At 63.0% G+C, this 24,761-nt stretch carries 25 protein-coding genes; 5 read left to right on the forward strand and 20 right to left on the reverse strand.

Annotated elements, in window-relative coordinates:
* The first annotated feature begins 227 nt into the window (after positions 1-227).
* The gene (locus tag AC1DX4_RS12540) at positions 228-1,133 is read left to right on the forward strand and encodes an agmatinase (RefSeq protein ID WP_477220612.1); all 906 of its coding nucleotides are present in this window, start codon (positions 228-230) and stop codon (positions 1,131-1,133) included.
* Between the two features lie 7 nt (positions 1,134-1,140).
* Here AC1DX4_RS12540 and AC1DX4_RS12545 read toward each other — a convergent pair whose 3' ends face one another.
* The 6 genes from AC1DX4_RS12545 to AC1DX4_RS12570 all read right to left on the reverse strand — a co-directional run bounded on the left by AC1DX4_RS12545 (position 1,141) and on the right by AC1DX4_RS12570 (position 5,763).
* Positions 1,141-1,920 (reverse strand): pyrroline-5-carboxylate reductase, encoded by a 780-nt coding sequence (locus tag AC1DX4_RS12545; RefSeq protein WP_477220613.1) that lies wholly within the window; start codon positions 1,918-1,920, stop codon positions 1,141-1,143.
* Positions 1,921-1,963: 43 nt separating this feature from the next.
* The gene (locus AC1DX4_RS12550) at positions 1,964-2,848 is read right to left on the reverse strand and encodes an aldose 1-epimerase family protein (protein WP_477220614.1); all 885 of its coding nucleotides are present in this window, start codon (positions 2,846-2,848) and stop codon (positions 1,964-1,966) included.
* 170 nt (positions 2,849-3,018) lie between these two features.
* Positions 3,019-3,735 carry a Bax inhibitor-1/YccA family protein gene (locus AC1DX4_RS12555; protein ID WP_477220615.1) on the reverse strand — a complete coding sequence of 239 codons (717 nt, stop codon included), beginning with the start codon at positions 3,733-3,735 and terminating at the stop codon, positions 3,019-3,021.
* Between the two features lie 23 nt (positions 3,736-3,758).
* Positions 3,759-4,532, reverse strand: a complete 774-nt coding sequence (locus AC1DX4_RS12560; RefSeq protein WP_477220616.1) for an anti-sigma factor family protein — start codon at positions 4,530-4,532, stop codon at positions 3,759-3,761.
* Complete coding sequence (locus AC1DX4_RS12565; RefSeq protein WP_477220700.1) at positions 4,529-5,062, reverse strand: sigma-70 family RNA polymerase sigma factor; 534 nt, start codon at positions 5,060-5,062, stop codon at positions 4,529-4,531. The genes AC1DX4_RS12560 and AC1DX4_RS12565 overlap by 4 nt, the downstream gene beginning before the upstream one ends.
* A gap of 107 nt (positions 5,063-5,169) precedes the next feature.
* On the reverse strand, positions 5,170-5,763 hold the full coding sequence (locus tag AC1DX4_RS12570; protein ID WP_477220617.1) for a histidine phosphatase family protein: 594 nt from the start codon (positions 5,761-5,763) through the stop codon (positions 5,170-5,172).
* A gap of 185 nt (positions 5,764-5,948) precedes the next feature.
* On the opposite strand from AC1DX4_RS12570, the gene AC1DX4_RS12575 reads away from it, so the two are divergent.
* Both AC1DX4_RS12575 and mazG read left to right on the forward strand, forming a co-directional pair.
* Entirely contained in the window at positions 5,949-7,133 is a 1,185-nt protein-coding gene (locus tag AC1DX4_RS12575; protein ID WP_477220618.1) for an amino acid aminotransferase, read from the forward strand.
* A gap of 80 nt (positions 7,134-7,213) precedes the next feature.
* A complete protein-coding gene (gene mazG / locus AC1DX4_RS12580; RefSeq protein ID WP_477220619.1) occupies positions 7,214-8,038 on the forward strand; it encodes a nucleoside triphosphate pyrophosphohydrolase in 825 nt (274 codons plus the stop codon).
* Between the two features lie 55 nt (positions 8,039-8,093).
* Here the strand turns inward: mazG and hflX are convergent, their stop codons facing one another.
* The 8 genes from hflX to dusB form a co-directional block, all read right to left on the reverse strand.
* Complete coding sequence (hflX, locus tag AC1DX4_RS12585) at positions 8,094-9,485, reverse strand: GTPase HflX (RefSeq protein WP_477220620.1); 1,392 nt, start codon at positions 9,483-9,485, stop codon at positions 8,094-8,096.
* Positions 9,486-9,731, reverse strand: a complete 246-nt coding sequence (gene hfq / locus AC1DX4_RS12590) for an RNA chaperone Hfq (RefSeq protein ID WP_006202172.1) — start codon at positions 9,729-9,731, stop codon at positions 9,486-9,488.
* Positions 9,732-9,876: 145 nt separating this feature from the next.
* Positions 9,877-10,740: a D-amino-acid transaminase gene (locus tag AC1DX4_RS12595; protein WP_477220621.1), complete on the reverse strand. Its 864-nt coding sequence runs from the start codon at positions 10,738-10,740 to the stop codon at positions 9,877-9,879.
* A gap of 97 nt (positions 10,741-10,837) precedes the next feature.
* Complete coding sequence (gene ntrX / locus AC1DX4_RS12600) at positions 10,838-12,199, reverse strand: nitrogen assimilation response regulator NtrX (RefSeq protein WP_095091615.1); 1,362 nt, start codon at positions 12,197-12,199, stop codon at positions 10,838-10,840.
* Entirely contained in the window at positions 12,189-14,474 is a 2,286-nt protein-coding gene (locus tag AC1DX4_RS12605) for a sensor histidine kinase NtrY-like (RefSeq protein WP_477220622.1), read from the reverse strand. Before AC1DX4_RS12605 ends, ntrX begins: the two co-directional genes overlap by 11 nt.
* Before the next feature lie 151 nt (positions 14,475-14,625).
* Positions 14,626-16,086: a nitrogen regulation protein NR(I) gene (ntrC, locus tag AC1DX4_RS12610; protein WP_027045043.1), complete on the reverse strand. Its 1,461-nt coding sequence runs from the start codon at positions 16,084-16,086 to the stop codon at positions 14,626-14,628.
* On the reverse strand, positions 16,083-17,225 hold the full coding sequence (locus tag AC1DX4_RS12615; RefSeq protein WP_477220623.1) for a two-component system sensor histidine kinase NtrB: 1,143 nt from the start codon (positions 17,223-17,225) through the stop codon (positions 16,083-16,085). Before AC1DX4_RS12615 ends, ntrC begins: the two co-directional genes overlap by 4 nt.
* Complete coding sequence (gene dusB / locus AC1DX4_RS12620; RefSeq protein WP_477220624.1) at positions 17,222-18,250, reverse strand: tRNA dihydrouridine synthase DusB; 1,029 nt, start codon at positions 18,248-18,250, stop codon at positions 17,222-17,224. The genes AC1DX4_RS12615 and dusB overlap by 4 nt, the downstream gene beginning before the upstream one ends.
* Before the next feature lie 232 nt (positions 18,251-18,482).
* Between dusB and AC1DX4_RS12625 the strand changes: the two genes are divergently transcribed.
* Together AC1DX4_RS12625 and AC1DX4_RS12630 are read left to right on the forward strand one after the other, a co-directional pair.
* Positions 18,483-19,706 carry a bifunctional 2-C-methyl-D-erythritol 4-phosphate cytidylyltransferase/2-C-methyl-D-erythritol 2,4-cyclodiphosphate synthase gene (locus tag AC1DX4_RS12625; RefSeq protein WP_477220625.1) on the forward strand — a complete coding sequence of 408 codons (1,224 nt, stop codon included), beginning with the start codon at positions 18,483-18,485 and terminating at the stop codon, positions 19,704-19,706.
* Positions 19,703-20,191, forward strand: coding sequence for a CinA family protein (locus AC1DX4_RS12630; protein ID WP_477220626.1), 489 nt, complete (start codon positions 19,703-19,705; stop codon positions 20,189-20,191). Before AC1DX4_RS12625 ends, AC1DX4_RS12630 begins: the two co-directional genes overlap by 4 nt.
* A 122-nt stretch (positions 20,192-20,313) precedes the next feature.
* On the opposite strand, the gene AC1DX4_RS12635 is transcribed toward AC1DX4_RS12630, so the two are convergent.
* The 6 genes from AC1DX4_RS12635 to AC1DX4_RS12660 all read right to left on the reverse strand — a co-directional run bounded on the left by AC1DX4_RS12635 (position 20,314) and on the right by AC1DX4_RS12660 (position 24,758).
* Positions 20,314-20,772, reverse strand: coding sequence for a type II toxin-antitoxin system RatA family toxin (locus tag AC1DX4_RS12635; protein ID WP_475450858.1), 459 nt, complete (start codon positions 20,770-20,772; stop codon positions 20,314-20,316).
* Between the two features lie 8 nt (positions 20,773-20,780).
* A complete protein-coding gene (gene lipA, locus AC1DX4_RS12640) occupies positions 20,781-21,746 on the reverse strand; it encodes a lipoyl synthase (protein ID WP_477220627.1) in 966 nt (321 codons plus the stop codon).
* 137 nt (positions 21,747-21,883) lie between these two features.
* Positions 21,884-22,141, reverse strand: a complete 258-nt coding sequence (locus AC1DX4_RS12645; RefSeq protein WP_477220628.1) for a GlsB/YeaQ/YmgE family stress response membrane protein — start codon at positions 22,139-22,141, stop codon at positions 21,884-21,886.
* A 99-nt stretch (positions 22,142-22,240) separates the two neighbouring features.
* Positions 22,241-23,686: a dihydrolipoyl dehydrogenase gene (lpdA, locus tag AC1DX4_RS12650; protein ID WP_477220629.1), complete on the reverse strand. Its 1,446-nt coding sequence runs from the start codon at positions 23,684-23,686 to the stop codon at positions 22,241-22,243.
* A 15-nt stretch (positions 23,687-23,701) separates the two neighbouring features.
* The gene (locus tag AC1DX4_RS12655; protein WP_477220630.1) at positions 23,702-24,340 is read right to left on the reverse strand and encodes an SGNH/GDSL hydrolase family protein; all 639 of its coding nucleotides are present in this window, start codon (positions 24,338-24,340) and stop codon (positions 23,702-23,704) included.
* 4 nt (positions 24,341-24,344) lie between these two features.
* Positions 24,345-24,758, reverse strand: a complete 414-nt coding sequence (locus AC1DX4_RS12660; protein ID WP_477220631.1) for a hypothetical protein — start codon at positions 24,756-24,758, stop codon at positions 24,345-24,347.
* Between the last annotated feature and the right edge of the window lie 3 nt (positions 24,759-24,761).

The following is a 24,761-nucleotide window of genomic DNA, read 5'->3' on the forward strand; positions in this document are numbered from 1 at the left end:
TAGCGTTGGCAATCCACATGAGGCAACAGACATCGAGAGTCTCAAGCCTATGAAATGCAGCAGTAATTTCCAACTGCTGGCCAATACGCAAGTTCCATAATCTATCTTATGCGACTTTCGGATGCGCACGTTTTGGCTCGAAGCAGCATCGAGATGGCGACCTACTTTGCTCCCACCCGTGTGACGCGATAACCTCCCTGTCGACACATCATCAGGACCTCAAGAAAATGACCGCATCGTTTCTCGGCCTTCCCGATCGCCTTGCCGATGGCCGCACGCCTCGCGCAGTGATCTTCGGAGCCAGCCACGGCAGCACCTATCCCGGCGAGGACAGCAGCGGCTATGCCTTGGCCGCCGATGCCATCCGCGCAGCCAGCCAGGGCGATGCGCCGCTCGTCGAGCACTGGGATTTCGATCTCGGCGGCCCGTTGTTCGACGGCAAGCCGGTTAGCTGCGTTGACGCCGGCGAGATTTCGACCACCCTGCACGACAATGCCGGCAACCGGACCCGGATCGAGGCGAAGACGCGCGAGGTCCTGGCTTTGCCGGCCATACCGATCCTGCTTGGCGGTGACGATTCCGTCGTCATTCCGTTCCTTGCTGGCTTTGCTGACCACGGACCGATCTGGATCCTGCAGATCGACGCCCATATCGACTGGCGCGACGAGGTGCATGGCGAACGCTATGGCTATTCGAGCCCGATGCGGCGGGCGAGCGAGATGCCGCATGTCGCCGGCATGGTGCAGGTCGGCCTGCGCAGCGTCGGCAGCGCGCGCCGCGCCGAAATCGAAGCGGCGCAGCACTATGGCAGCCGTTTCGTGACCGCGCGCGAGGTTCATGCTCAAGGCGTGGAAGCGGCGCTCAGGCATATTCCGGACGGCGCGCGCGTCGTCGTCACTTTCGACTGCGACAGCCTCGATCCCGGCATCATGCCAGGCGTGGCGGCGCGTACGCCAGGCGGCCTCACCTACACGCAGGCGATCGACCTGGTCGCTGGCCTCGACAAGCGGGCCAGGATCGCGGGATTTGACCTTGTCGAACTCTACCCACCCGCCGACATGGACGGCCTGTCGTCCCTCACCGCCGCGCGCCTTCTCGTCAATGTGATCGGCACCATCGTCCGGCACGTTTGAGACCCGGCTATGTCGCGCCAGCCGCTGAAATGCGCCGATGCACGCCATCCAGGCTTTCCGCCAGCGCATCGAAGACGTTGCGGGCCGTGAGCTCGTTCAGGACCTGCTCATTGATGCCGCCGCGGGTCGCATAATCCTGCGCCAGATGTGTGAAGTCCGCATCGGGCGCTGTTTCCGGAGCATGTCCAAGCGCCGTGAAGAGCGCTGCGATATAGTCGCGCCCCTTCGTGTCCGGAACGCCATGCGCCTTCAGCCAGCGGTGGATCGTGTCGAGGTATTTGAAGTAGGTGGCATAGGTCGCTGTCGCGACGCTCAAGGCGTCGAACTCGCTGGGGCTCTCGACCTCGATCACCTTCCCCAGTCCAGCCAGCAATGCGGTCACCTCCGGATCAGGCGGGTAGATGATCGTCGCCCCCAGCCGGTGGGCGATCATCGGCATGGGCAGCGCTTTCGTCACGCGGCTCGCGGGCGCGGTCAGGCCGACTATTTCCTCGCGCGACAGCGTGGCGATCAGGCTGATGAGGTGGTGGTCGCGCCGAAACCGCAATTCGGGCAAGAGCTGAGGGGCAATTTGCGGCCGCACCGCCAGCATGACGGTGTCGCACGCATCGAGGACCGCCTGATTGTCGGCGGCGACATCCACATTCGCAAAGCGGGAGGCGAGGTCCGCTGCGATCTCTTCGTTGCGCGGCGATAACACAACCGATACCGGGTCGCCCTCGAGGGATTTGAGCCCGGTGACAATGGCTGAGGTAAGCGCACCCGTGCCGATGAAGCCTAGTTTCATTAGGTATCCCATGACGTTGATTTTCCGGCTGGTCGTCCGCTGGTCACCGCGGCCCCTGCTCCAGGCTGATCCGGTAGTTCAGCGAACGCTTCGCCCCCGGTTCGATCAGCATCACGCCAGGCTTGTCAGTGAATTCGCCATCGAAATCGACCGGGCTTGCAATACCGTGCCAGGGCTCGAGGCACAGGAACGGCGCGCCGCCGGGCTTGGACCAGATGCCCAGCTGCTCTGCCCCCTGCCATGACATTTCGATCGCCGGACCATGGTCGGCGGCGTAGCGCACGCTGGTGCTGGCGGGCCGATCCAGGATGACGGCGTCATCATCGAACAGCCGTTCGGACAATGCGAGCGTCCTGCCTTCGATCGGTGTCGCCCGCGTCTCGGCGAGCAGAAGGCCGTCCTTGAGGCGGCGGATCGGCGCCGGCTCATCGTCGGCAAAGGTCAACCGATATGCCTGCTTGGGCAATCCCGACAGCAATGGCCAGTTGAATGCCGGATGCGCGCCGACCGAGGCCGGCAACGTCTCGTCGCCGACGTTGGTGACCTCCAGGACCACACCAAGCTGCTGGCGCTCCAGCGTGTAGGTCACGGCAAGGCGAAAGGCGAAGGGGTAGTGCGCGCGCGTCTCGGCGTCGTCGGTGAGAACCAGCGTACAGGATCGAGACCCCCTCTCCTCCCACACAAAAGGCTTGTCACGGGCGAAACCGTGCTGCGTCATCGGATAGGTCCGGCCGCGATGGCGCAGCTGGTCGCCCTTCAGCCGGCCGACGATCGGAAACAGCACAGGCGAATGGCGCCGCCAGGCCGGTCCGGCCTGCCACAGGTACTCAAATCCCTGGGCGTCTTGGAGCGAGACCAGTTCGGCACCCTGCCCTGTTACAACAGCCGTTATGCCGTCGCTATGAAGCGTCTGGCTGTCCTGTGCCACATGTCCTCGCAGTGTTGGATGCTGGTTCGGCGGGCAGACTAGCAAAAGCTCTAGGGGACTCAAGGTGTGGACGGTTCTTGCCGAAACGAATTGTGGCCGGAGGATCTCTCCTCCGGCCACCTCTCCGCATCAAGGGCGATATGCTCGCCCTTGCCCACAGCGGACAGTGGTTATTCGCGCTCGCCGGTGAAGTTCAGCAGCAGCTGGAAGATGTTGATGAAGTTCAGATAGAGCGAGAAGGCGCCGAAGACGGCGAGCTTCTGGCGCGATTCCGCGTCGAAATTCTCGGCATACTGTTCCTTTATCGTCTGCGTGTCCCAGGCGGTCAGGCCGATGAAGACGGCGATGCCGATCACCGAAATAGCGAACTGCAGCGCAGTCGAACCGAGGAAGATGTTGACGATGCTGGCGATCATCACGCCGATCAGGCCCATGATCATGAACGACGAGAACTGCGTCAGGTCACGCTTGGTCGTGTAGCCATAGAGGCTGGTGGCGCCGAACATGGTGGCGGCGATGAAGAAGGTGCGCGCGATGCTGGTGCCGGTGAAGACCAGGAACACCGAGGCGAGCGACAGGCCCATCACCGCACAGAAGGCCCAGAACATCATCTGGGCGCTTGACGCCGACATGGTCTGCATCTTGAACGAGAACAGCAAGACGAAGGCGAGCGGCGCCAGCATCACCACATATTTCAGCGGGCTGGAGAAGATCGGCACATAGAGCGCCGGCGTCGACGACACCATGAAGGCGACCAGGCCGGTGACCACGAGGCCAAGGCCCATATAGTTGTAGACGCGCAGCATGTGCTGGCGCAGGCCCTCGTCGAAGACGGCTCCGGCCTGGGCGCTGGTGCCGACGCGATATCCCAGATTGGGCGTGTTCATTTGCAGTCTCCTTTGTGAATCGGTCAGTAAAGCGTTTTGGCGAGCGCCTCGGCGGCGCGGTCGAGGTCACGAACCCCGCTCTTGGCGACCACCGCATAGGCGACCTCGCCGATCTGGAAATAGGCCGAGGAAATGTCGCCCGAGGGCGCGACGGTCGGCTTGACCACGTCGAAGTTTCCCGGCCGGATGGCAAACAGCGACACCAGGCCCATGTCCTTGGTGTCAACGGCCACCTCGACGCTCGGGCCGAAGCGCGACGGATAGATCTGCACGTCGCGCACCTTCCAGTCCTTGGGCAGCGACGGCATGACGATCGCGGTCGCGGCGCGGATTTCGCCGGCATTGTAGTTGGGCGCTTCCGGCTGCGAGGGCATGGTTTCGCGCACCAGCGTCGTCCTGTGCGCGCGCACCGCCTCGTCGACATAGGCGGGCGGCTGCGGCGAAGCGACGACCTTGGTCACCGACATCGGCCCGATGATGCCGTTCGCCAGCCAGCCGGCGGCAATGAAGGCGGCAACGGCCGCGGCGCGCTGCAAGACGCCGAAGATGCGGCCGCGGACAAGCCCCCTCTCCAGCCGCCGCGCAGCATCAGCCGTCGCCGGCCGCGCCATGCCCTTGGAACCGGCAAGCGCCACGCGCAGTTCGTCGCGCGTCCGCAGATCCGACATCACGCGTGCTGCGGCCTCCGGCCGGGTCGACAGGAATGCTTCGACCTCGATGCGGCGCGTGACATCCAACTGGTCGTCGACATAGGCGTCGAGGTCGGTGTCGGTCACGGGGTCGACAAGAGCGGTCATTGCTCACCTCCCACAACCCTGAGATGATTTTTGCCACGTGCCGGGGCAGCATCCTCCATCTGGCGCAAGGCGGCGCGCGCCCTGCCAATGCGCGACATCAGCGTGCCCAGCGGCACACCGGTGGCATCGGCGGCTTGGCTGTAGGAAAGCCCTTCGATGGCGACCAGATGCAGCGCCGAACGCTGCTCTTCCGGCAAAGTGAAAAAGGCCTCCCGCACCTGCGCCAGGCGCACCGAATGCTCCTGCGGCGCCGGTGTGCTGGCATCGGCGAGGTATCCGGCCTGTTCGATGCGCGCCGCTTCTGAGCGCCGCGAGCGCAGCCGGTCGACAAACGCGTTGTGGACGATCGACAGCAGCCAGGCCCGCAGGTTTCCACCCGAGCGGAAGGTGCCGCGCCGCTCATAGGCACGCACCAGCGCGTCATGCACGAGATCCTCGGCGTCGGCACTGTCGCGCGTCAGCGACTGCGCGTAACGCCGCAGCGACCCGAGCTGTCCTATGATGTCAAAGCGTGGCATCGACCGTTTCATGCCCTGTTTACGGAGCATGTGGGGATTTTAATCCCAACCCTTGCAGTTTTTTCTTTGCCGGGTTCGCCGGAGGGTATCGTTCGCAGTACCCTCGCCCAGTCTGGCTCTCAGGTGTGAAGTGATTTTGCCGGCTTCGGAGCGGGTACACCGCAGGCACGCAACACCCATCTGCGGCCGTCGCTGCGAAAATCGGTGATGCTGAGCGGCTCGATGTCGATCTTCCAGGAGGCGGCAAGCGGTGCGCCGAGAACATGCAGGATCGCGGTGCGGATGACGCTGGCATGGGTCATGGCGATGGTGTGGCCACGCTCGGTGATCAACCGGTCTATCAAGTCGGAGGCCCGGCGAGCAACGTCGGCCAGCGACTCGCCGCCGTGCGGCGCTGCATTTGGGTCGCTTAGCCAGGCAGCGATCCCCTCGGGCTGCTCCGCCCGCACGTCGTCAAAGCTCTTGCCGGCCCAGCTTCCATGATCCTGGTCCGCCAGAAGCGGCTCGACCGATGCGTCCAGCGCCAGTGCCTCGGCGGTCTGCCGGGCGCGAAGCGAAGGCGCCGTCCACACGCGGTCGGCACGGCGCAACGCCCCGCGCATCGCCTTCGCCAGCGTCAGTGATCGCGGCTCCAACGGCTCGTCCGACGGGAATGCCCCCTGCCGGGTCGCGGCCGTGGCGCCGTTGCAGATCATCGTCAGCCGTACGAGCATGAAGCAGTCATCCCTTGAACCGCATTCGAAGCGATGCATACGCTGCGAATAGAATAGCGGCTACCGTTTCGATCGAAAGGCGGCGTCCCTCTTGGGGTGCCGCCTTTTGCGTTGAAGCAACCAAAACCGCTGGTGCATCACGTTCTATTTGCGTATCACTCCGCCGCGCCAACGGAACTATAACGATGTTTGAAGACCTGCAGCCAGCTCCCGCCGACAAGATCCTGGCCCTGATCGGCCTCTATCGCGCCGATCCGCGCCCCAACAAAGTCGACCTCGGCGTCGGCGTTTACAAGGATCGTGACGGCAAGACGCCGGTCATGCGCGCCGTGCGTGAGGCTGAAAGGCGGCTGTTGAACAGCCAAGACACTAAGACCTATCTCGGGCTGGCCGGCGATACCGGCTTCAACGCGGTGATGGCCAAGCTCGCTTTCGGCCCAGGCGCCGACATGACGCGCATCCGGGCGGCACAGGCACCTGGCGGCTCCGGCGCGTTGCGGCTGGTGGCGGAGCTGCTCAAGCGGACGCGTTCGGATGCCACCATCTGGCTGTCGGACCCGACCTGGCCGAACCATATGCCGGTGATGCGTGCCGCCGGCCTGCAGATCCGCGAATATCCCTATTTCGATGCGGCCTCGGGTGCCGTTCGTTTCGACGACATGCTGGCGGCGTTGCGGACGGCCAAGAGTGGCGACGTGGTGCTGCTGCATGGCTGCTGCCACAACCCAACCGGCGCCAACCTGGACGCGGCTCAGTGGGAGGCCGTCACCGATCTGGTCGTCGAGCGCGGCCTGCTGCCGTTCGTCGACATTGCCTACCAGGGCTTTGGCGACGGGCTCGAGGCCGATGCGCTTGGCCTGCGTCTGCTGGCGGCGAAAGTGCCGGAAATGGTTGTTGCCTCGAGCTGCTCGAAGAATTTCGCCGTCTACCGCGATCGTGTCGGTGCGGCGATGGTCCTGGCCAGGGACGGCGCACAGGCCGATGTGGCGATGAGCCAGATGCTGTCGGCGGCGCGCGCCATGTATTCGATGCCGCCGGATCATGGTGCCGCTGCGGTGCGCATCGTGCTGGAAGACGCTAGCCTGCGCGCCGACTGGGAAGCCGAGCTGGAAGAGATGCGCCTGCGCATGCTGAGGCTGCGCGTGGCTTTCGCCGAGGCACTGCGCCGGCAGTCCAATTCCGACCGCTTCGACTTTGTCGCCAGCCATCGCGGCATGTTCTCCAGGCTAGGCCTCACGGAAGCTCAGGTCGAGCGGCTGCGCGCCGAGCATGCCATCTACATGGTCGGCGACAGCCGCATCAACGTCGCCGGGCTGCCTGAAGACGGCATGGACGACCTCGCCAAGGCGATCGTCTCGGTGCTCGACTAAAGCGGCTCAGCTGTGGACAAGGCGCCCTCGCCGGCTGACAGCATTGGCCGCGCGTCGGGTCCCAGGATAGCATCCGCCGCATGACGCCATCGAAAGACATTTCGCGCCTGATCGAGATCATGGCAGCGCTACGTGCGCCCAAGACCGGCTGCCCATGGGACATCGAGCAGGATTTCTCGACCATCGCGCCCTATACGATCGAGGAAGCCTATGAGGTGGCGGACGCCATTGCGCGCGGGGATCTCGACGATCTGCGTGACGAACTGGGCGACCTCCTGCTGCAGGTCGTCTATCACGCGCAAATGGCCGAGGAAGCCGGTGAATTTGCTTTCCCGGATGTGGTCCAGGCGATCACCACCAAGATGATCCGTCGCCACCCGCATGTCTTCGGCGACGAAAAAGCCCGCAGCGCCGGCATGGCCAAGGGCATGTGGGAAAAGATCAAGGCGCAGGAGAAGGCCGAGAAACGAAGCGCCCGCCTCGCGCGCGGTCTCGATCCCGAAGACAATGGCAAAGGGTTTCTGGACAGTGTTCCGGTTGCCCTACCGGCCTTGACGCGGGCGCTCAAACTTCAGGAGAAGGCTGCGCGTGTCGGCTTCGACTGGAGCGAGGCGGCGCCGATCCTTGACAAGATCGAGGAAGAGATCGGCGAATTGCGCGAGGCCCTGGCCAAGGACGATACCGCGTCGATCAAGGACGAATTCGGCGACATGCTGTTCGCCGTCGTCAATCTCGGCCGTCACCTGAAGCTCGATTCGGAAGCCGCGCTGAGCGGCACCAACGAAAAATTCCGCTCACGCTTCCACTATGTCGAGCAGGCCCTGGAGATGTCCGGCAACACGCTGGAGAATGCCACTTTGGCCGAAATGGAAGCGCTGTGGCAGGAAGCAAAAACCGCGAAGTAACCTCGGCAGTTCCGGCTGAAAAACCGCTATAGACTCTTGCTGGAATTGCCTTGGGTTACCCTTGGTTTTTCCTGCGCAATCGGCTTTCGATCTCTTCGCGGGCGCTTTGCGTCGCCTTGAGCGAGATGGTGGCGCTACCGTCGTCATTGTCGGTGCGAGAAACGACATCGCCATTGCGATAAAGCCAGTCGACAAGGCCGAACTGCGCCGGCTCGATCGTCACCGTCAGGTCTTCGAGTTCGCCCGCCATGCGTGTCTCGATGACCGCCTTCAGCGCATCGATGCCTTCGCCGGTCACCGCCGATACGGCGATCGGCGGTCCCTTGCTGCCGTCGGCGGCATCGGCGAGCAGCCGGCTCCGGTTGCCTTCGTCCAGAAGATCGACCTTGTTCCAGACTTCGATCACACGCTTGGTATCGCTGGCGTCGACACCGAGGTCGGCCAGGATGCGCTCGACATCCTCGGCCTGCGCTGCCGTGTCGGGATCGGAAATGTCGCGCAGATGGAGGACGAGATCAGCCTCGACCACCTCTTCCAGCGTGGCGCGGAAAGCCGCGATCAGATGCGTCGGCAGGTCGGAGATGAAACCGACCGTGTCCGACAGGATGATCGGCGTGCCATGAGGCAGGCGCACGCGGCGCAGCGTCGGGTCGAGCGTGGCGAACAGCATGTCCTGCGCCAGCACGTCTGCTCCGGTAAGCCGGTTGAACAGCGTCGATTTGCCGGCATTGGTGTAGCCGACAATCGCCACCACCGGGAACGGCACCTTCTTGCGCTTGGCGCGATGCAGGTCGCGGGTGCGGCGAACCGTTTCCAGCTCGTGCTTCAGCTTGATGATCTTTTCCTGCAATTGCCGCCGGTCGGATTCGATCTGGGTTTCACCGGGGCCGCCGAGGAAGCCGGCGCCGCCGCGCTGGCGCTCAAGGTGGGTCCAGCTGCGCACAAGGCGGCCCTTCTGGTAGTTGAGATGGGCGAGTTCGACCTGCAGCGTGCCTTCCTTGGTGCGGGCGCGCTCGCCAAAGATCTCGAGGATCAGCCCGGTGCGGTCGAGCACCTTGGCGTTCAATTCCTTTTCGAGATTGCGCTGCTGCACTGGCGTCAGCGGATGATCGACGATGACCAGTTCCGCATGACCCTCTTTGACGATCTCGGCGAACTCCTCGACCTTGCCGCTGCCGAGCAAGGTCGCCGGCCGCGGGTCGTTGACGGTCACCACCGCCGTATGGATCGGATCAAGGTTGATGGCGCGGGCAAGGCCGACGGCCTCGTCGCGGCGTGCGTCAGCTGATCGCGTCAGCCGCGGGCGGTTCGTATCGTCGTCGCCGCGCGGCTGGCGGGTAAGCACAGGCACAATGACGACAGCCCGGGTCGGACCCTTGGCTTGCGTCCCGGGATGATGCGCTGGTTTTCCGCGAACGGTGGCGTCCGCGTCCTTCTCACGTGCCAATCAGGCGCCCTGGCTTTCCTCGCCATCGAACATCTGAACCGGCTGGCTCGGCATGATCGTGGAAATGGCGTGCTTGTAGACGAGCTGGGAGTGACCGTCGCGGCGCAGCAGCACACAGAAATTGTCGAACGAAGTGACGACGCCGGTCAGCTTCACGCCGTTGATGAGAAAGATGGTGAGCGGGTTCTTGCTCTTGCGAACTGAATTCAGGAACAGGTCCTGAAGGTTTTGCGATCGTTCCGCCATTGTTCTTGTCTTTCGCCGATCCCCTTCGGTTTGCAAGCCAATGCGCCAAATTGTCGGGCACATGTCAAGCACGCAAACACCGTCTTGTCGTCAGTAACGACAAGCAGAACGAGATATATTGATGTTCATTCCACCTGAGCGGTTATCAGGCTGGACTTTTTTCCGCAATGTCAAAAAAGGCCTGCCGCAACGAAAGTGTCACAGAGCCGGGGTGGCCGTTGGCGACCGGATCGCCGTCAATGGCCACGACAGGCATGGCAATCGTCGTCGCGGAGCTGATGAACGCCTCGCGCGCCGCCTTGGCCTCGGCGACGGAAAAACCGCGCTCTTCGATCTTCAGGCCGAGCTTTGCCGCCACTTCGAACATGGTCGTGCGGGTGATGCCGCGCAGGATGCCGTGCTCGGCAGGCCTCGTAACCAGGACGCCGTCCCGGGTGACGATCCAGGCGTTGGACGAGCCACCTTCCTTGACGTTGCCGTCGGTGTCGACGAACCATGCCTCCTGGGCACCGGCTTCCTTGGCTTTCTGCTTGGCCAGTACATTGGGCAGCAGTCCGACAGTCTTGATGTCGACGCGGTCCCAACGGTTCTCGGGCACGGTGATGACCGCTATGCCGGTCTCGGACCGCTTTGCTCCAGCCGCCGGATCAGCCTTCTTGGCCGTGACCACCAAGGAGGGCTTGGTGTCCGCCGACGGGAAAACAAAATCGCGGCTGGCGACGCCGCGCGTCACCTGGACATAGACCAGACCGTTGGCGACATGGTTGCGGTTGACCACTTCGCGCAGAATGAGCGGCAGCACGTTGCGCGCGACCGGCCAGGCGATCGACAGTTCGGTGAGCGAGCGGTTCAGCCGGGCAAGATGGCGCGGCATGTCGACGATGAAGCCTCGCGCCACCTCGCAGACCTCATAGACACCGTCGGCAAATTGATAGCCGCGATCCTCGATATGCACGGAAGCGTCCGCGTGGACGACGTAGCGCCCGTTCACATAGGCAATGCGCGGCATGGGTGATCCCTCAGAAAAGTCCCGGCTTTCTTATGCGATTCCGCCGCACCCGTAACCGACAATTGCGTAGGCCACGGCCAGGCTGACTTTGTGTGCGTCAGACGCCCAGCGACTTCAGCTTGCGGTGCAAGGCGGAACGCTCCATGCCGATGAACTCGGCGGTTTTCGAGATGTTGCCGCCAAAGCGGTTGATCTGGGCGATCAGATAGTCCTTCTCGAACTGTTCACGCGCTTCTCGCAACGGCAGCGCCATGATGTGCTGGTCGGACTGGTTCGGCGTGCGCGGCATGACATCGCCGATCTCGGACGGCAGAAGGTCCGCGGTTATCGGCGCATCGACGTCGTCGCCACGCGCCAGGATCATCAGGCGCTCGACATTGTTGCGCAACTGGCGGACGTTGCCCGGCCAGTTGTGCGCCTGCAGCACGGCCAGCGCGTCGTCGCCGATGCGGCGCGGCTTGATGCCGGCCTGGCGGGCGATCTGCTTCATGAAGTTGTCGACGAGATAGGGAATATCCTCGCGCCGCTCGGCCAGCCCCGGCACCATCACCGGAACCACCGCCAGGCGATGATAGAGATCCTCGCGGAAACGCCCGTCGGCAATCATCGCTTCCAGGTTCTGCGAGGTCGAGGAGATGATGCGGACATCGACCTTGACCCGCTTGGTGCCCCCTACCCGCTCGAACTGCTGCTCGACCAGCACGCGCAGGATCTTATTCTGCGTCTCACGCGGCATATCGGCCACTTCGTCGATGTAGAGGATACCGCGATGGGCTTCTTCCAGCGCACCGACCTTGCGCTCGACACCATTCGATTCGGTGCCGAACAGCTCGATTTCCATGCGCTCGGGGGTGATGTTGGCGGCACTCAGCGTCACGAACGGCGCGCCCTTGCGGGCCGACAGCGTGTGGATGGCGCGCGCCGCCAGTTCCTTGCCGGATCCCGATGGGCCGATGATCATGACACGGCTGTTGGTCGGCGCGACGCGCTCTATGGTCTGGCGCAGCTGGCTCATCGCCGACGACATGCCGATGAGATCGAAGGTCTCGCCGCTCCGCAGCTTGAGGTCGGAAACCTCGCGCCGCAATTTCGAGGTTTCCAGCGCACGCTCGGCAATGAGGATCAGCCTGTCGGCCTTGAACGGCTTCTCGATGAAATCATAGGCGCCACGACGGATGGCCGAGACCGCCGTTTCGATGTTGCCGTGGCCGGAGATCATCACCACCGGCAGCGTGGGATGCATGGTCTTGATCTCGTCGAGCAGCGCCAGGCCGTCCAGGCGCGAGCCCTGCAGCCAGATATCGAGGAAAATCAACCTCGGCGCACGATCAGCTATAGCAGCGAGCGCGCTGTCGGCATCGAATGCCGTACGGGTTTCATGACCTTCATCGCTCAGGATGCCCGCGACGAGCTCACGGATGTCTTCCTCGTCATCGACGATGAGAATATCAGACGCCATTACCGACCTTTTCAGTTTCTCTTTCGTTTTCCGTCTTGGCTTCACCGCGCAACGGCGTGGCAGCCACAGGCGGCAGGATGATACTGATCATCGCGCCACGCCCGTTGTGGAAATCCGCAGGGGCATCATGAAGTTCCAGCCTGCCACCATGGTCCTCCACGATCTTCTTTACGATAGCGAGACCAAGCCCGGTGCCCTTCTCGCGTGTGGTCATATAGGGCTCGAGCAGCCGTTGGCGATTCTCGCGCGGCAGGCCTTTGCCATTGTCGATGACGTCGATTCGAATCGCGCCATTCTGGCGCCCGGCTTGAATCCGGATTATGCCGTGCGAACCGTCCTTCTGTTCCAGTCCGTCGATCGCTTCGGCGGCGTTCTTGATCACATTGCCAAATGCCTGCGCCATCAGGCGGCTGTCGAACGTGCCCTTGAGCGGCTCGTTGCCGAACACACGTTCGAAGCCAATGTCGGCGCGGCTGACTTCGACCAGGAATGAGGCCTCGCGCAGCGATTCGCGCAGATCGATGGCCTTCATCTCGGGCTTCGGCATCCGCGCGAAGGCGGAGAATTCGTCGACCATGCGGCCGATGTCCTCGACCTGCCGGATGATGGTGTCGGTACACTGATCGAAAATCTCGCGGTCCTCGGTGATGACCTTGCCGAAGCGTCGCTTGATGCGCTCGGCCGAAAGCTGGATCGGCGTCAGCGGATTCTTGATTTCGTGGGCGATGCGGCGCGCCACATCGGCCCAGGCGGAGGAACGCTGGGCCTGCACCAGATCGGTGATGTCGTCGACCGTCACGACGTAGGATTTTTCCTCCGAACCGTCGTCGCCCGCTTCGATGGTGATCTGCACGTTGAAGGTGCGCTCGGTGCCGGCGCGGAAGAACGTCACCTGCTCGCGGTAGACAGGCTTGCCCGACTGGCGGCCGATCTCGAAGACACGGCCGACATGCGGCAGAAGAGCGGACAGATTCTGCCCGAGCGCGGCGCTGGCGGAGATCGCCAGCATCGATTCGGCCGAACGGTTGACGATGGTGACGATGCCGTAGGGATCGACGCCGATGACGCCGGCGGTGACGCCGGCAAGCACGGCTTCGGAAAAGCGCCGCCGCTCGTCGATCAGGTCCTTTGCCGACAGGATCTCGTTGCGTTGCGATTTGAGCTCCAGCAGCATCTTGTTGAAGGTGTCGCCAAGCGAGGCGACATCACCGTCGGAAGGCCTGACGGGAACCGCGACGTCGAGATTGCCGGTCGCCACCTCGTCGGCAGCACCGATGAGCTGGCGGATCGGCCGTACGAGACGGTCGGCGACGGCAATGCCGGTCCAGATCGCCGACAGGATGATGATCAGGGTCAGCGACAGATAGGGCAGCGCGAAGGCCACCTGCGACGTGCGCCTGTTGTCTTCGAGGTTGCGGTATTCGTCGGTGTTGGACCTGACGATCTGCCGCGCCTTGATCACCTCGGGATCAACAAGGCGGATGGTGTAGAGGTAGAGGCCCTCAATCTCACGCAGCTTGACGATGGCGCCCATAATGTTGCGGGTGCGCGGCTCGATCAGCACCGGTTTGCCGTCGGTGGCGCTGCTGACCGAGCCTTCCGGCGGTTCCGGCATGGAGAAATCAGCATCGGTCTGCGCGCTCATGACGAACGAGCCGTCGGGCTTGATCAGCGCCGCATGGGCCAGAGACCGGCCCACCGCCTCCTTGTTCATGAGGTCGAGAAAGCCTGTGCGATCAAGGCCGTAGAGCGTGCGCGACGCATCGAGATCATAGGCCATCGACAGCGTCGTGCCCTGCAGATTGCGGGCGTTTTCCTGGACATAGGCATCGGCGATCGACAGCGAGGAGTTGACGATCGTCTTGGTACGGATCTCGAACCAGCGATCGAGGCCGATATCGAGCGTGATCGAGGCGATGATCGCCACCATGATGGCGGGGATGGCGGCAACCAGCGCGAACATGGCGACGATGCGCACATGCAGCCGCGAGGCCGCCTTGCCATGCCGGCGCGCCATGACGATGCGATGCACCTCGCGTCCGACCAGCGCGCTGAGGAAAAGCACGAAGGCGGCGTTGAGCGCGATCAGCGCCCAGGTCGTCCTGGCGTCAGGCGCGATCGGCGTCGCGCCCACCAGGATGGTGAATGAAATGGCCGCCATGACCAGCGCGCCGACGACCGCCACCACGCCGGGCAGCGCCAGCAGGCGGCGTCCGTCGCGTGCGCCGGGTTCGCTGAAAAGCGGTTGGTTGAGTACAGGTGCCTGCGGAGCCATGTCGCCGTCTGGGAGCCAATGATTGCGTCCGATCTATGCAACGCATTGTGGCGATTATGCAACAAGTGTGACAATGGCGGAAATCTTTCGCCACTCAGTCCCCTGAAAAGACGCTCAGTCTCGTGAAAAAAAGTCGACGTCGGATCGGCGCTCAGCCCGGCCGCGATGATTTGTAGACATTGACGCCCAGCTCGCGAATCTTCTTGCGCAGCGTGTTGCGGTTCAACCCCAGCAGTTCCGCGGCCTTGATCTGGTTGCCGCGGGTTGCCGTCATCGAGGCCAGGACCAGCGGATATTCGACTTCGGACAGAATGCGCTGGTAGAGCCCGGCGGGGGGCAGTTCGCCGGCAAACGAGGCGAAATAGCGCTGCAGGAAATGCTCGACCGCCTGGCCGATGGAGAGGTCGTCGGGAATGAGGTTGCCGCCGCCGGGGACCACGGGGCGCTCGCCGGTCTTGAGCTCCGCCTCGATGATCTCGGCGGAAATCTCGTCCTGCGAATAAAGCGCTGCGAGCCGGCGAACGAGATTTTCCAGTTCGCGCACATTGCCCGGCCACGGGTAGCGCTTCATCAGCTCGATGCCGCCGGATGAGATGCGCTTGGTCTGCAGCCCTTCCATCTCGCCAAGCTTGAAGAAGTGGCGCACGAGATCGGGCACGTCCTCGGAACGCTCGCGCAATGCCGGCAATCTCAGTGGCACGACGTTGAGGCGATAGAACAGATCCTCGCGGAACAGCCCCTGGTTGATCAGCGTGCGCAGATCCTTGTTGGTGGCGGCGACGATGCGCACGTCGGTCTTGATCGGCGTGCGGCCGCCGACCGTCGTGTATTCGCCCTGCTGCAGGACACGCAGCAGGCGCGTCTGCGCCTCCATCGGCATGTCGCCGATCTCGTCGAGGAACAGCGTGCCGCCCTCAGCCTGCTCGAAACGGCCGGTGGAGCGGTTCTGGGCACCGGTGAAAGCGCCCTTCTCGTGGCCGAACAGCTCTGATTCGATCAGATCGCGCGGGATTGCCGCCATGTTGATGGCGACGAACGGGCCGCCGCGACGACGGCCATATTCATGCAGCGCGCGCGCCACCAGTTCCTTGCCGGTGCCGGATTCGCCCGAGATCATCACCGTCAGGTCGGTCTGCATCATACGCGCCAGCATGCGGTAGATGTCCTGCATGGCCGCCGAGCGGCCGACCAGCGGCATCGCATCGGGCTGTTCTTCCGGCCGCGCATCGATCTTCGGCCGGCGCGGCTCAGACAGCGCCCGGTTGACGATGTTGAGGAGCTCGGTCAGGTCGAACGGCTTCGGCAGATATTCATAGGCGCCGGTCTCGGATGCACGGATCGCCGTCATGAACGTGTTCTGGGCGCTCATAACGATGACCGGCAGTTCCGGCCGCGCCTTCTTGATGCGCGGCAGCATGTCGAAGGCGTTTTCGTCGGGCATCACCACGTCGGTGATGACGAGGTCGCCCTCGCCCGCTGCCACCCAGCGCCAAAGGGTCGAGGCATTGGAGGTGACGCGCACCTCATGGCCGACGCGCGAGAGCGCCTGATTGAGCACCGTGCGGATCGCCGCATCGTCGTCGGCGACGAGAATATTGCCGCGAACCGTCATTTGCGGTCTCCTTCACCGTCTTCTTCAGCGCCGAACGGCGTTTCCTTCCAGGCCGGCATCAGGATGCGGAAGGTGGTTCCGCGCGGGGTCGATTCGCATTCGATGATGCCGCCATGCTCGCCGACGATCTTGGCGACGAGCGCCAGCCCCAGCCCCGAGCCGTTCGGCTTGGTGGTGATGAAGGGATCGAACAGGATCGGCAGGATATCCTCGGAGACGCCGGAGCCATTGTCGCGCACGCAGAACTCCAGCGGCAGCGATACGCGGTCCTGCGTTCCTGGCACCGAAACGCGAATGCCCGGCCGGAAGGCGGTCGATAGCACGATCTCGCCATGCGGATCGCTGCCGATCGCCTCGGCGGCGTTCTTGACCAGGTTGAGGAACACCTGGATCAGCTGGTCGCGATTGGCGAACACCGGAGGCAATGAAGGATCATAGTCCTCCAATATCCTGACTTTCTTCGCAAAACCGTTCTTGGCGATCGCCTTCACATGGTCAAGCACGACATGGATATTGACGGGATAGCGATCGATCGGTCGCTCGTCGGAAAACACCTCCATGCGATCGACCAGCGACACGATGCGGTCCGTTTCGTCGGTGATCAGCCGGGTCAGCGCACGGTCCTCGTCGGAAGCGGACAGTTCGAGCAGCTGCGCGGCGCCGCGAATGCCGGAGAGCGGATTCTTGATTTCATGGGCGAGCATCGCCGCCAGGCCGGTCACCGAGCGCGCGGCACCGCGATGCGTCATCTGCCGGTCAATCTTGTCGGCCATCGACCGCTCCTGGAACATGACCACGACGGAGCCCGGGAATTCCGGCACCGGCGCGACATAGAGATCGACGACCTTCTCGATGCCGAGGCGTGGCGACGACACATCGACCCGATACTCGTTGACCGGAGCCCGGCGCTCGCGCACCTGGTCGACAAGCGTCAGCAGCGGGCTGCCGAAAGGAATGAGTTTCGACAGCGTGTTGCGGGCGAGCATATTCGCGCTCGAGCGGAAGAAGTCCTCGGCATCGGCATTGGCGTAGGTGATGAATCCGTCCGTATCGACCATGATCACCGGACGGCGGATGGTGTTGAGCACGATATGGGCGGCCTCTGCCATATCGGTGCCACGGGAGACGTTGGCGTTCATGCCGCACTCCGCAGGTTCAGGGGTTGCGGATCGCGCGAGAATACATTTCGCAGCAGGGCAATGACGCGGGCCGGCTCGAACGCGGTCAGGATGGCTTTTCGGTCGTCGTCGGCAGCGCCAACGCCATGGCGATCGAGATACCAGCCCAGATGCTTGCGCGCCTGGCGCAAGCCGCTCTCGACGCCATAAAGCGCCAGCATGTCTTCGTAGTGGGCGACGACATAGTCGGCCAGTGCCGCGGGATTCTGCGGCATCTTGGCCGCCGTTTCGCCTGCGGCCGCGGCTGCGATGCCACCGGCGATCCAGGGCGCGCCATAATGGGCGCGGCCGACCATCACCGCATCGGCGCCGGATTGGTCGAGAATGGCGGCTGCCTCGGCGGGATTGCAGACATCGCCATTGGCAACGACCGGGATGGAAACGGCTTCCTTGACGCGGGCGATGGCGCGCCAGTCGGCCTTGCCCTGATAGAACTGGCAGCGCGTGCGGCCGTGTACCGTCACCATGCTGACGCCCGCCTGCTCGGCACGGCGTGCGAGGATTGGCGCATTGAGTGCGCCTTCGTCCCAGCCGAGCCGCATCTTGACCGTCACCGGCACCTTGACCGCGCCAACCACCGCCTCGATCAGCGACAGCGCATGGTCGAGATCCAGCATCAATGCCGAGCCGGCATAACCACCGGTGACCTTCTTGGCCGGGCAGCCCATGTTGATGTCGATAATGTCGGCGCCCTCGCCGGCGGCGATGCGCGCGCCTTCAGCCATATGTGCCGCCTCGCGGCCGGCTAGCTGCACCATATGGACGGGCAGGCCGGAATGACGTATGCGCAGGTCGAAGCCGGCCCTGCCCTTGGCGAGTTCGCCGCTTGCCACCATTTCGGACACGACAAGGCCGGCGCCATGCGCATGGGCGCGCTTGCGGAAAGGCTCGTCGGTGATACCCGACATCGGCGCGAGGAACACGCGATTGCGGATTTCCACGCCGCCGACGTCGAGAGGCGCGGCCAATTTGGCTGAGTTAACCATGCACAAAAACCAAGCACGTCCATTCGTTGCACATTCTCTAGCCATATCGGCCGCAATGTGCAACGCGGAATGACGCCACATTAAGGCGCAATTGGGAAAATGCCGGCCTTAGGCTTTTACCCCGACCAGGGCCTGGCGCGTCCTTTCAAGACGCTTTGGAATTCATATTTGACGCACGATCTTTTCGGAAAACCAATTACACTTTTGGGGATCGTGCGCTAAGCCAATCGCCATGACTGACGGAAGTGAAAACGCGAGCGCGACGGGCGGGGTTGCGGTGGTGATCGTCGCCGCCGGCCGCGGCGCTCGTGCCGGGCAGGCCAACGGACCCAAGCAGTACCAACACATCGGCGGCCGCGCCGTCATTGCGCATACGCTGGAGATGTTTCTTGCCCATCCGCGCACCGGCCAGATCGTTGTCGCCATCCATGCCGATGACCATGAACTGTTTCGGCAAGCAGCTGGCACCCAGGCCCAGCGTGTCATCGCCGTCATTGGCGGGCCGACCAGGCAGGAGTCCGTCCGGCTCGGCTTGCTGGCGCTGAAAGACCACGCGCCGGGTCAGGTTCTGATTCACGATGCTGTCCGCCCGTTCGTCGACGCGGAGTTGATCGACCGCACCATCGCCGCCATCGGCGAGAACGAGGGGGCGTTGCCTGCCCTGCCCGTCGCCGACACGCTGAAGCGCGAGTCGGCGTCAGGCGTGGTCGCGGAAACCGTTTCCCGCAGCGGGCTGCATGCGGCGCAAACGCCGCAAGGTTTCCCCTACGGGCCGATCCTTGCCGCGCATGACAAGGCCCATCAGCTGGGCAGGCTGGATTTCACCGACGACGCGGCCATCGCCGAATGGGCGCATATTCCAGTCAAGTTGGTTCCCGGCTCGCCGGACAACGTCAAACTCACCTGGGCACGGGACATCGCCATGGCGCACCAGCGGCTTTCCAGCGAACGCACACTCTTCCCCGACATCCGCACCGGCAACGGCTACGACGTCCACGCCTTCGAGCCTGGCGATCATGTCACCCTGTGTGGCGTCGTCATTCCGCATGACAGGAAACTGTCGGGCCATTCCGATGCCGATGTCGGCCTGCACGCTTTGACCGACGCGCTGCTGGCGACCTGCGGCGCCGGCGACATCGGCACGCATTTTCCGCCGTCCGATCCGCAGTGGAAGGGTGCTGCGTCGCGGATCTTCGTCGAGCATGCGGCAAAGGTGGTGCGCGGGCGCGGCGGCCGCATTGCCAATGCCGACATCACGCTGATCTGCGAGGCGCCGCGCGTCGGCCCACACCGCGAGGCAATGACATCAGCCCTGTCGCAGATGCTAGGCATTTCCGCCGACCGCATCTCGATCAAGGCGACAACCAACGAGAAGCTCGGTTTCATCGGCCGCGAGGAAGGCATTGCGGCGATCGCTACGGCCAGCGTGGTGTTTCCGGGCGAGGTGCCGGAATGAGCAACGCCGAACTCGCAAACGCCCTGCTGCTGGCCTGCCAGCAACGTGGCATCATGCTGGCGACGGCGGAAAGCTGCACCGGCGGCCTGATCATCGCCGCGCTCACCGACATTGCCGGCTCCTCCGCCGTGGTAGACCGCGGCTTCATCACCTATTCCAACGAAGCCAAGATGGAGATGCTCGGCGTTTCCGCCGAAACGCTCGACGCGCATGGAGCTGTGTCGCGCGAAACGGTGCTGGAGATGGCGGCCGGCGCGCTGGCGCATTCACGCGCAAGCCTTTCTCTTGCCGTTACCGGCATTGCCGGTCCAGGCGGCGGTTCGGCCGACAAGCCGATCGGTCTCGTCTGGTTCGGCCTTGCCCTGGCCGGCCAGCCGGTTGCCGCCGAGCGCCAGCTGTTCGGCCACAAGGGCCGCGAATTCATCCGCCACGAGACTGTGAGACACGCGCTGAAGTTGGGCCTGCAAGCGCTCAGCCAGAATTAGAGCAATTCCAGGAAAAGTGTGAAGCTGTTTTCCCGGGAAAAGCGCATAGCGCTTTCCCTTGGGAATTGCGTCAAAACAAAGAGTTAGAGCAGTTCGCCGTTTCCGTGAAACGGTGAAATGCTCTAAGCCTGCGGTGCGACACCATAGATGACGTCGGCGCGCTTTTCGAAAGCCTCGGCGAACATGCGGAAGGCACGGTCGAACATGGTGCCCATCAGCGCGCCCAGGATGCGGCTCTTGAACTCATAGTCGATGAAGAAGCGGACGGCGCAGCCGGCGCCGTCGGGCTCGAAACGCCAGACATTGCTCAGATATTTGAACGGGCCATCGATGTACTTGACGTCGATGGCGTTCTCGTCGGGCTTCAGCAGCACCTGCGTGGTGAAGGTCTCGCGGATGGCCTTGTAGCCGATGCTCATGTCGGCCAGGAGAACGGTGCGTCCGTCACGCTCCTTGCGCGAGCGCACCGTCAGCGCTTCGCAAAGCGGCAGGAATTGTGGATAGGCCTCGACATCGGCAACCAGCGCAAACATCTGCTGCGGCGTGTGGGCAACGCGGCGGGTGGCTTCGAATTTGGGCATAAAATCGGCTAGAGCGACTTCTGGAGCTGCGCTTCCCGCGCCGCGCGCAGCCGGGCGAAATCGTCGCCGGCATGGTGCGATGAGCGTGTGAGCGGGCTTGATGCCACCAGCAGGAAACCCTTGGTCCGGCCGATCGTCTCGAAGGACTTGAATTCCTCCGGTGTGACGAAGCGGATCACCGGATGGTGCTTCTTCGACGGCTGCAGATATTGGCCGATGGTCATGAAGTCGACATTGGCCGAGCGCAGATCGTCCATCAGTTGCAGGATCTCGTTCCGCTCCTCGCCCAGGCCGACCATGATGCCGGATTTGGTGAAGATCGACGGATCGAGTTCCTTGACCCGCTGCAACAGCCGGATCGAGTGGAAATAGCGGGCGCCCGGCCGCACCGTCAGATAGTTCGACGGCACGGTTTCGAGATTGTGGTTGAAGACGTCGGGCTTGGCCGCCACGACGATCTCCAGCGCTCCGTCCTTGCGCAGGAAATCGGGCGTCAGGATTTCGATTGTCGTCAAAGGCGTTGCCGCGCGGATCGCCCGGATGACTTCGGCGAAGTGCTGTGCACCGCCATCGGCGAGATCGTCACGGTCGACCGAGGTGATGACGACGTGGCTGAGGCCCATCTGCTTGACGGCATGCGCGACACGGGCCGGCTCATCGGCATCGAGCGCGGTCGGAATGCCGGTGGCGACATTGCAGAAGGCGCAGGCGCGGGTGCAAATCTCACCCATGATCATGAAGGTGGCGTGCTTCTTCTCCCAGCACTCGCCTATGTTGGGGCAGCCAGCCTCTTCACAAACGGTCACCAGCTTGTGCGATTTCACGATCTCGCGTGTCTCGGCATAGCCCTTCGAGACCGGCGCCTTGACGCGAATCCAGTCCGGCTTGCGCAACACCTCCTGGTCAGGCTTGTGCGCCTTCTCGGGGTGCCGCAGCCGCGGCGCGTTGGCGATTGTGTCGAGGACAGTGACCATCTGAACCTTGGCTTTTCTTGCGACCGCCTGCCGGCGATCGTCACTTTTACGTCATCTAGGACTTTTCGGCACAAAGAAAAAGGCTGCAGCGGCGCATGCCGCTACAACCGTTTTCGCATAGCCGGCAACGATATCGACTAGCGGCGCACCAGGCGACCGACAAAGATCAGCAGGCAGGCACCGATGAAGCCGGTGATCAGATAAGCAATCCAGCCGACGCCGAATGGACCGAAATTGAGCGCCTGCAGGATGGCGTTCAACACGACTGCACCGACGATACCCATGATAATGTTCATGAATATGCCGGTGTTGCTCTTCATGAACATTTCGGCGAACCAGCCTGCCAGGCCGCCGATAATGATGGCTGCGATCCAGCCCACGCCGTTCAAGTGCATATGTCTTCTCCTTGCGCACGTAAAAATGCATCCGGAAACGAACACCGCTGCCGTTGAGTTCCCAGGGCTTTCGCGGCTGAGTCTCTTGCGGCAAATCTATCATGCGTTCAAGGCGCGGCCATAGGCGTCGAGCACGCTTTCCTTCATCATCTCCGACAGGGTCGGATGCGGGAAGATGGTGTGCATCAGCTCTTCCTCGGTCGTTTCGAGGTTCATCGCCACGACAAAACCCTGGATCAGTTCGGTCACCTCGGCACCGACCATATGGGCGCCGAGCAGCTGACCGGTCTTCTTGTCGAAGATGGTCTTGATGAAGCCCTGGTCCTCGCCAAGCGCGATCGCCTTGCCGTTGGCGGCGAACTGGAAGCGGCCGACGCGGATATCCTTGCCCTCGGCCTTGGCCTTGGCCTCCGTCAGGCCGACTGAGGCGACCTGCGGGTTGCAATAGGTGCAGCCGGGGATCTTGAGCTTGTCGATGGCGTGCACGCCGGGAAAGCTGGCGATCTTTTCGATGCACACCACGCCCTCATGCTCGGCCTTGTGGGCAAGCATTGGCGGGCCGGCGACATCGCCGATGGCGTAGATGCCGGCTACGTTCGTCTTGCCGTAACCGTCGACGACGACGCAGCCACGCTCGGTCTTCACGCCGAGTGTTTCAAGCCCGAGGCCCTCGATGTTGCCCTGCACACCGACGGCGGAAATCATGCGGTCGGCAGTGATCTTCTCGACCTTGCCATCCTTCATCTCGACATGCGCGGTGACCGAGTTGGCACCCTTCTCGACCTTGGTCACCTTGGCTTCGAGAATGATCTTCATGCCTTGCTTCTCGAACTGCTTTTGCGCGAATTTCGAGACTTCGGCATCCTCGACCGGCATCACCGCCGGCAACAGCTCGACGACCGTCACGTCAGCGCCCATGGTGCGGTAGAAGGAAGCGAATTCGATGCCGATGGCGCCGGACCCCATCACCAGCAGCGACTTCGGCATTTCCGGCGGAACCATGGCCTCGAAATAGGTCCAGATGAGCTTGCCGTCCGGCTCGATGCCAGGCAGCGCGCGGGGCCGGGCACCAGTCGCCAGGATGATGTGCTTGGCGGTGTAGGTGCCCTCGCCCTTGACGCCCTTCGGCACTGGTGGCTGCGGTTCCATCGGCTTCTTGGCTGTCTTGGAGACGACAATCTCGCCGGGCTTCGAGAGTTTTGCCTCGCCCCAGATGACGTCGACCTTGTTCTTCTTCATCAGGAAGGCAACGCCACCATTCAACCGCAGCGAAACTTTTCGCGAACGGTCGACCACGGCCGCCGTGTCGACGCTGACCTTGCCGTCGAGCTTCAGGCCATAGTCCTTCAAATGATCCGAATAATGCATGATCTCGGCCGAGCGCAGCAGCGCCTTGGTCGGTATGCAGCCCCAGTTGAGGCAGATGCCGCCGAGATGCTCGCGCTCGATGATCGCCGTCTTGAAGCCGAGCTGGGCGGAACGCACCGCCGTAACATAGCCGCCGGGGCCGGAGCCGATGATGATGACGTCGTAGTTCTCAGCCACGGATTTTCTCCTTATTCACAGTTCCAGCATGCCGCGCACGACAGGCGCTAACGCCTTGCCGATGTTGCGCGTGTTTTCGGCATCGAGATGGACGCCGTCGAGCGGTGTGCATCTGGCGACGCTCGCGGCATCAAAAAAGCCGCAGCCCATCTCGTTGGCGGCGGTTTGATAAAAGCCGGCGAGCCTGGGCGACTCGATTGAGCCCGTTCCCAACATTTCGGCATAGTCCGCCTTGCGGGTTTCCACGATATGCGGCGGCGCAACCAGAATAATCTCGGGGGCGACACTGCCGAATGGATAGGCGTGCCCCCGGACGATCTCAACGAGGCGCCGCATGCCATAGGACGCTATGACCGCGCTGCCGTGGATCGACGGCTTCATGTCGTTCGAGCCAAGCATGATGACGATCAGGTCGATCGGCGAGTGCGTGCTCAGGATCGTCGGCAATATCCGCGCGCCATTTCGGTCCGCGCCCGACAGGAAGTCGTCATAGGCCGTGGTGCGACCGCCCAGTCCCTCGGCAATGACGTGGAATCCCGGTCCGAGCGCTGTCGCCAGTGCGGTTGGCCACTGGTCTTCATGTTCATGTCGACCCAAAGTGTCAGGGTTGTGTCCCCAGGTCAGCGAGTCGCCGTAACAAAGCACCGTCTTCATGCGCTCAACCTGCCTTTGTGGCGGCTAAGCCGCGCTTCACCCGCCAGCGCACGAAAAGCCACTGCACGATGATGGTCACCAGCCCGGGCAAGCCAAGGCCTGCAATGAATGGCATGTCTTTCTTGACGACGGCCGCACTGCTGTCGCTATAGAGCGTCAACGCGACCAGCAGGACAAGCAGCACCGCAAACACGATCAGCGTCCATTTGCCAGTTTTGGCCACTGCGGTGACGGGATCATTCATCAACTGAGCGATGAAGAAGACAAAGGTGACGACGAACGTCACCAGCATCGAGACTGCAAAGGCGACGATGTATGCCCCCTGATCGTCGGTGGCGACAGCCAGCCACTGCGCGACCAGGCCGCCGGCAAAGCCGGAAAGGATGAAAGCAAAAAGGCTGGTGAAGAATGTCCGCACAGC

Source organism: Mesorhizobium sp. P3_A8, assembly GCF_056402995.1.

Bases quoted from the DNA above. Each gene is read 5' to 3' on its own strand.
- AC1DX4_RS12540 (WP_477220612.1), top strand. From the start codon at position 228: ATGACCGCATCGTTTCTCGGCCTTCCCGATCGCCTTGCCGATGGCCGC.
- AC1DX4_RS12545 (WP_477220613.1), bottom strand. From the start codon at position 1,920: ATGAAACTAGGCTTCATCGGCACGGGTGCGCTTACCTCAGCCATTGTC.
- AC1DX4_RS12555 (WP_477220615.1), bottom strand. From the start codon at position 3,735: ATGAACACGCCCAATCTGGGATATCGCGTCGGCACCAGCGCCCAGGCC.
- AC1DX4_RS12560 (WP_477220616.1), bottom strand. From the start codon at position 4,532: ATGACCGCTCTTGTCGACCCCGTGACCGACACCGACCTCGACGCCTAT.
- AC1DX4_RS12565 (WP_477220700.1), bottom strand. From the start codon at position 5,062: ATGAAACGGTCGATGCCACGCTTTGACATCATAGGACAGCTCGGGTCG.
- AC1DX4_RS12570 (WP_477220617.1), bottom strand. From the start codon at position 5,763: ATGCTCGTACGGCTGACGATGATCTGCAACGGCGCCACGGCCGCGACC.
- AC1DX4_RS12575 (WP_477220618.1), top strand. From the start codon at position 5,949: ATGTTTGAAGACCTGCAGCCAGCTCCCGCCGACAAGATCCTGGCCCTG.
- mazG (WP_477220619.1), top strand. From the start codon at position 7,214: ATGACGCCATCGAAAGACATTTCGCGCCTGATCGAGATCATGGCAGCG.
- hfq (WP_006202172.1), bottom strand. From the start codon at position 9,731: ATGGCGGAACGATCGCAAAACCTTCAGGACCTGTTCCTGAATTCAGTT.
- AC1DX4_RS12595 (WP_477220621.1), bottom strand. From the start codon at position 10,740: ATGCCGCGCATTGCCTATGTGAACGGGCGCTACGTCGTCCACGCGGAC.
- ntrX (WP_095091615.1), bottom strand. From the start codon at position 12,199: ATGGCGTCTGATATTCTCATCGTCGATGACGAGGAAGACATCCGTGAG.
- AC1DX4_RS12605 (WP_477220622.1), bottom strand. From the start codon at position 14,474: ATGGCTCCGCAGGCACCTGTACTCAACCAACCGCTTTTCAGCGAACCC.
- ntrC (WP_027045043.1), bottom strand. From the start codon at position 16,086: ATGACGGTTCGCGGCAATATTCTCGTCGCCGACGACGATGCGGCGATC.
- AC1DX4_RS12615 (WP_477220623.1), bottom strand. From the start codon at position 17,225: ATGAACGCCAACGTCTCCCGTGGCACCGATATGGCAGAGGCCGCCCAT.
- dusB (WP_477220624.1), bottom strand. From the start codon at position 18,250: ATGGTTAACTCAGCCAAATTGGCCGCGCCTCTCGACGTCGGCGGCGTG.
- AC1DX4_RS12625 (WP_477220625.1), top strand. From the start codon at position 18,483: ATGACTGACGGAAGTGAAAACGCGAGCGCGACGGGCGGGGTTGCGGTG.
- AC1DX4_RS12630 (WP_477220626.1), top strand. From the start codon at position 19,703: ATGAGCAACGCCGAACTCGCAAACGCCCTGCTGCTGGCCTGCCAGCAA.
- AC1DX4_RS12635 (WP_475450858.1), bottom strand. From the start codon at position 20,772: ATGCCCAAATTCGAAGCCACCCGCCGCGTTGCCCACACGCCGCAGCAG.
- lipA (WP_477220627.1), bottom strand. From the start codon at position 21,746: ATGGTCACTGTCCTCGACACAATCGCCAACGCGCCGCGGCTGCGGCAC.
- AC1DX4_RS12645 (WP_477220628.1), bottom strand. From the start codon at position 22,141: ATGCACTTGAACGGCGTGGGCTGGATCGCAGCCATCATTATCGGCGGC.
- AC1DX4_RS12655 (WP_477220630.1), bottom strand. From the start codon at position 24,340: ATGAAGACGGTGCTTTGTTACGGCGACTCGCTGACCTGGGGACACAAC.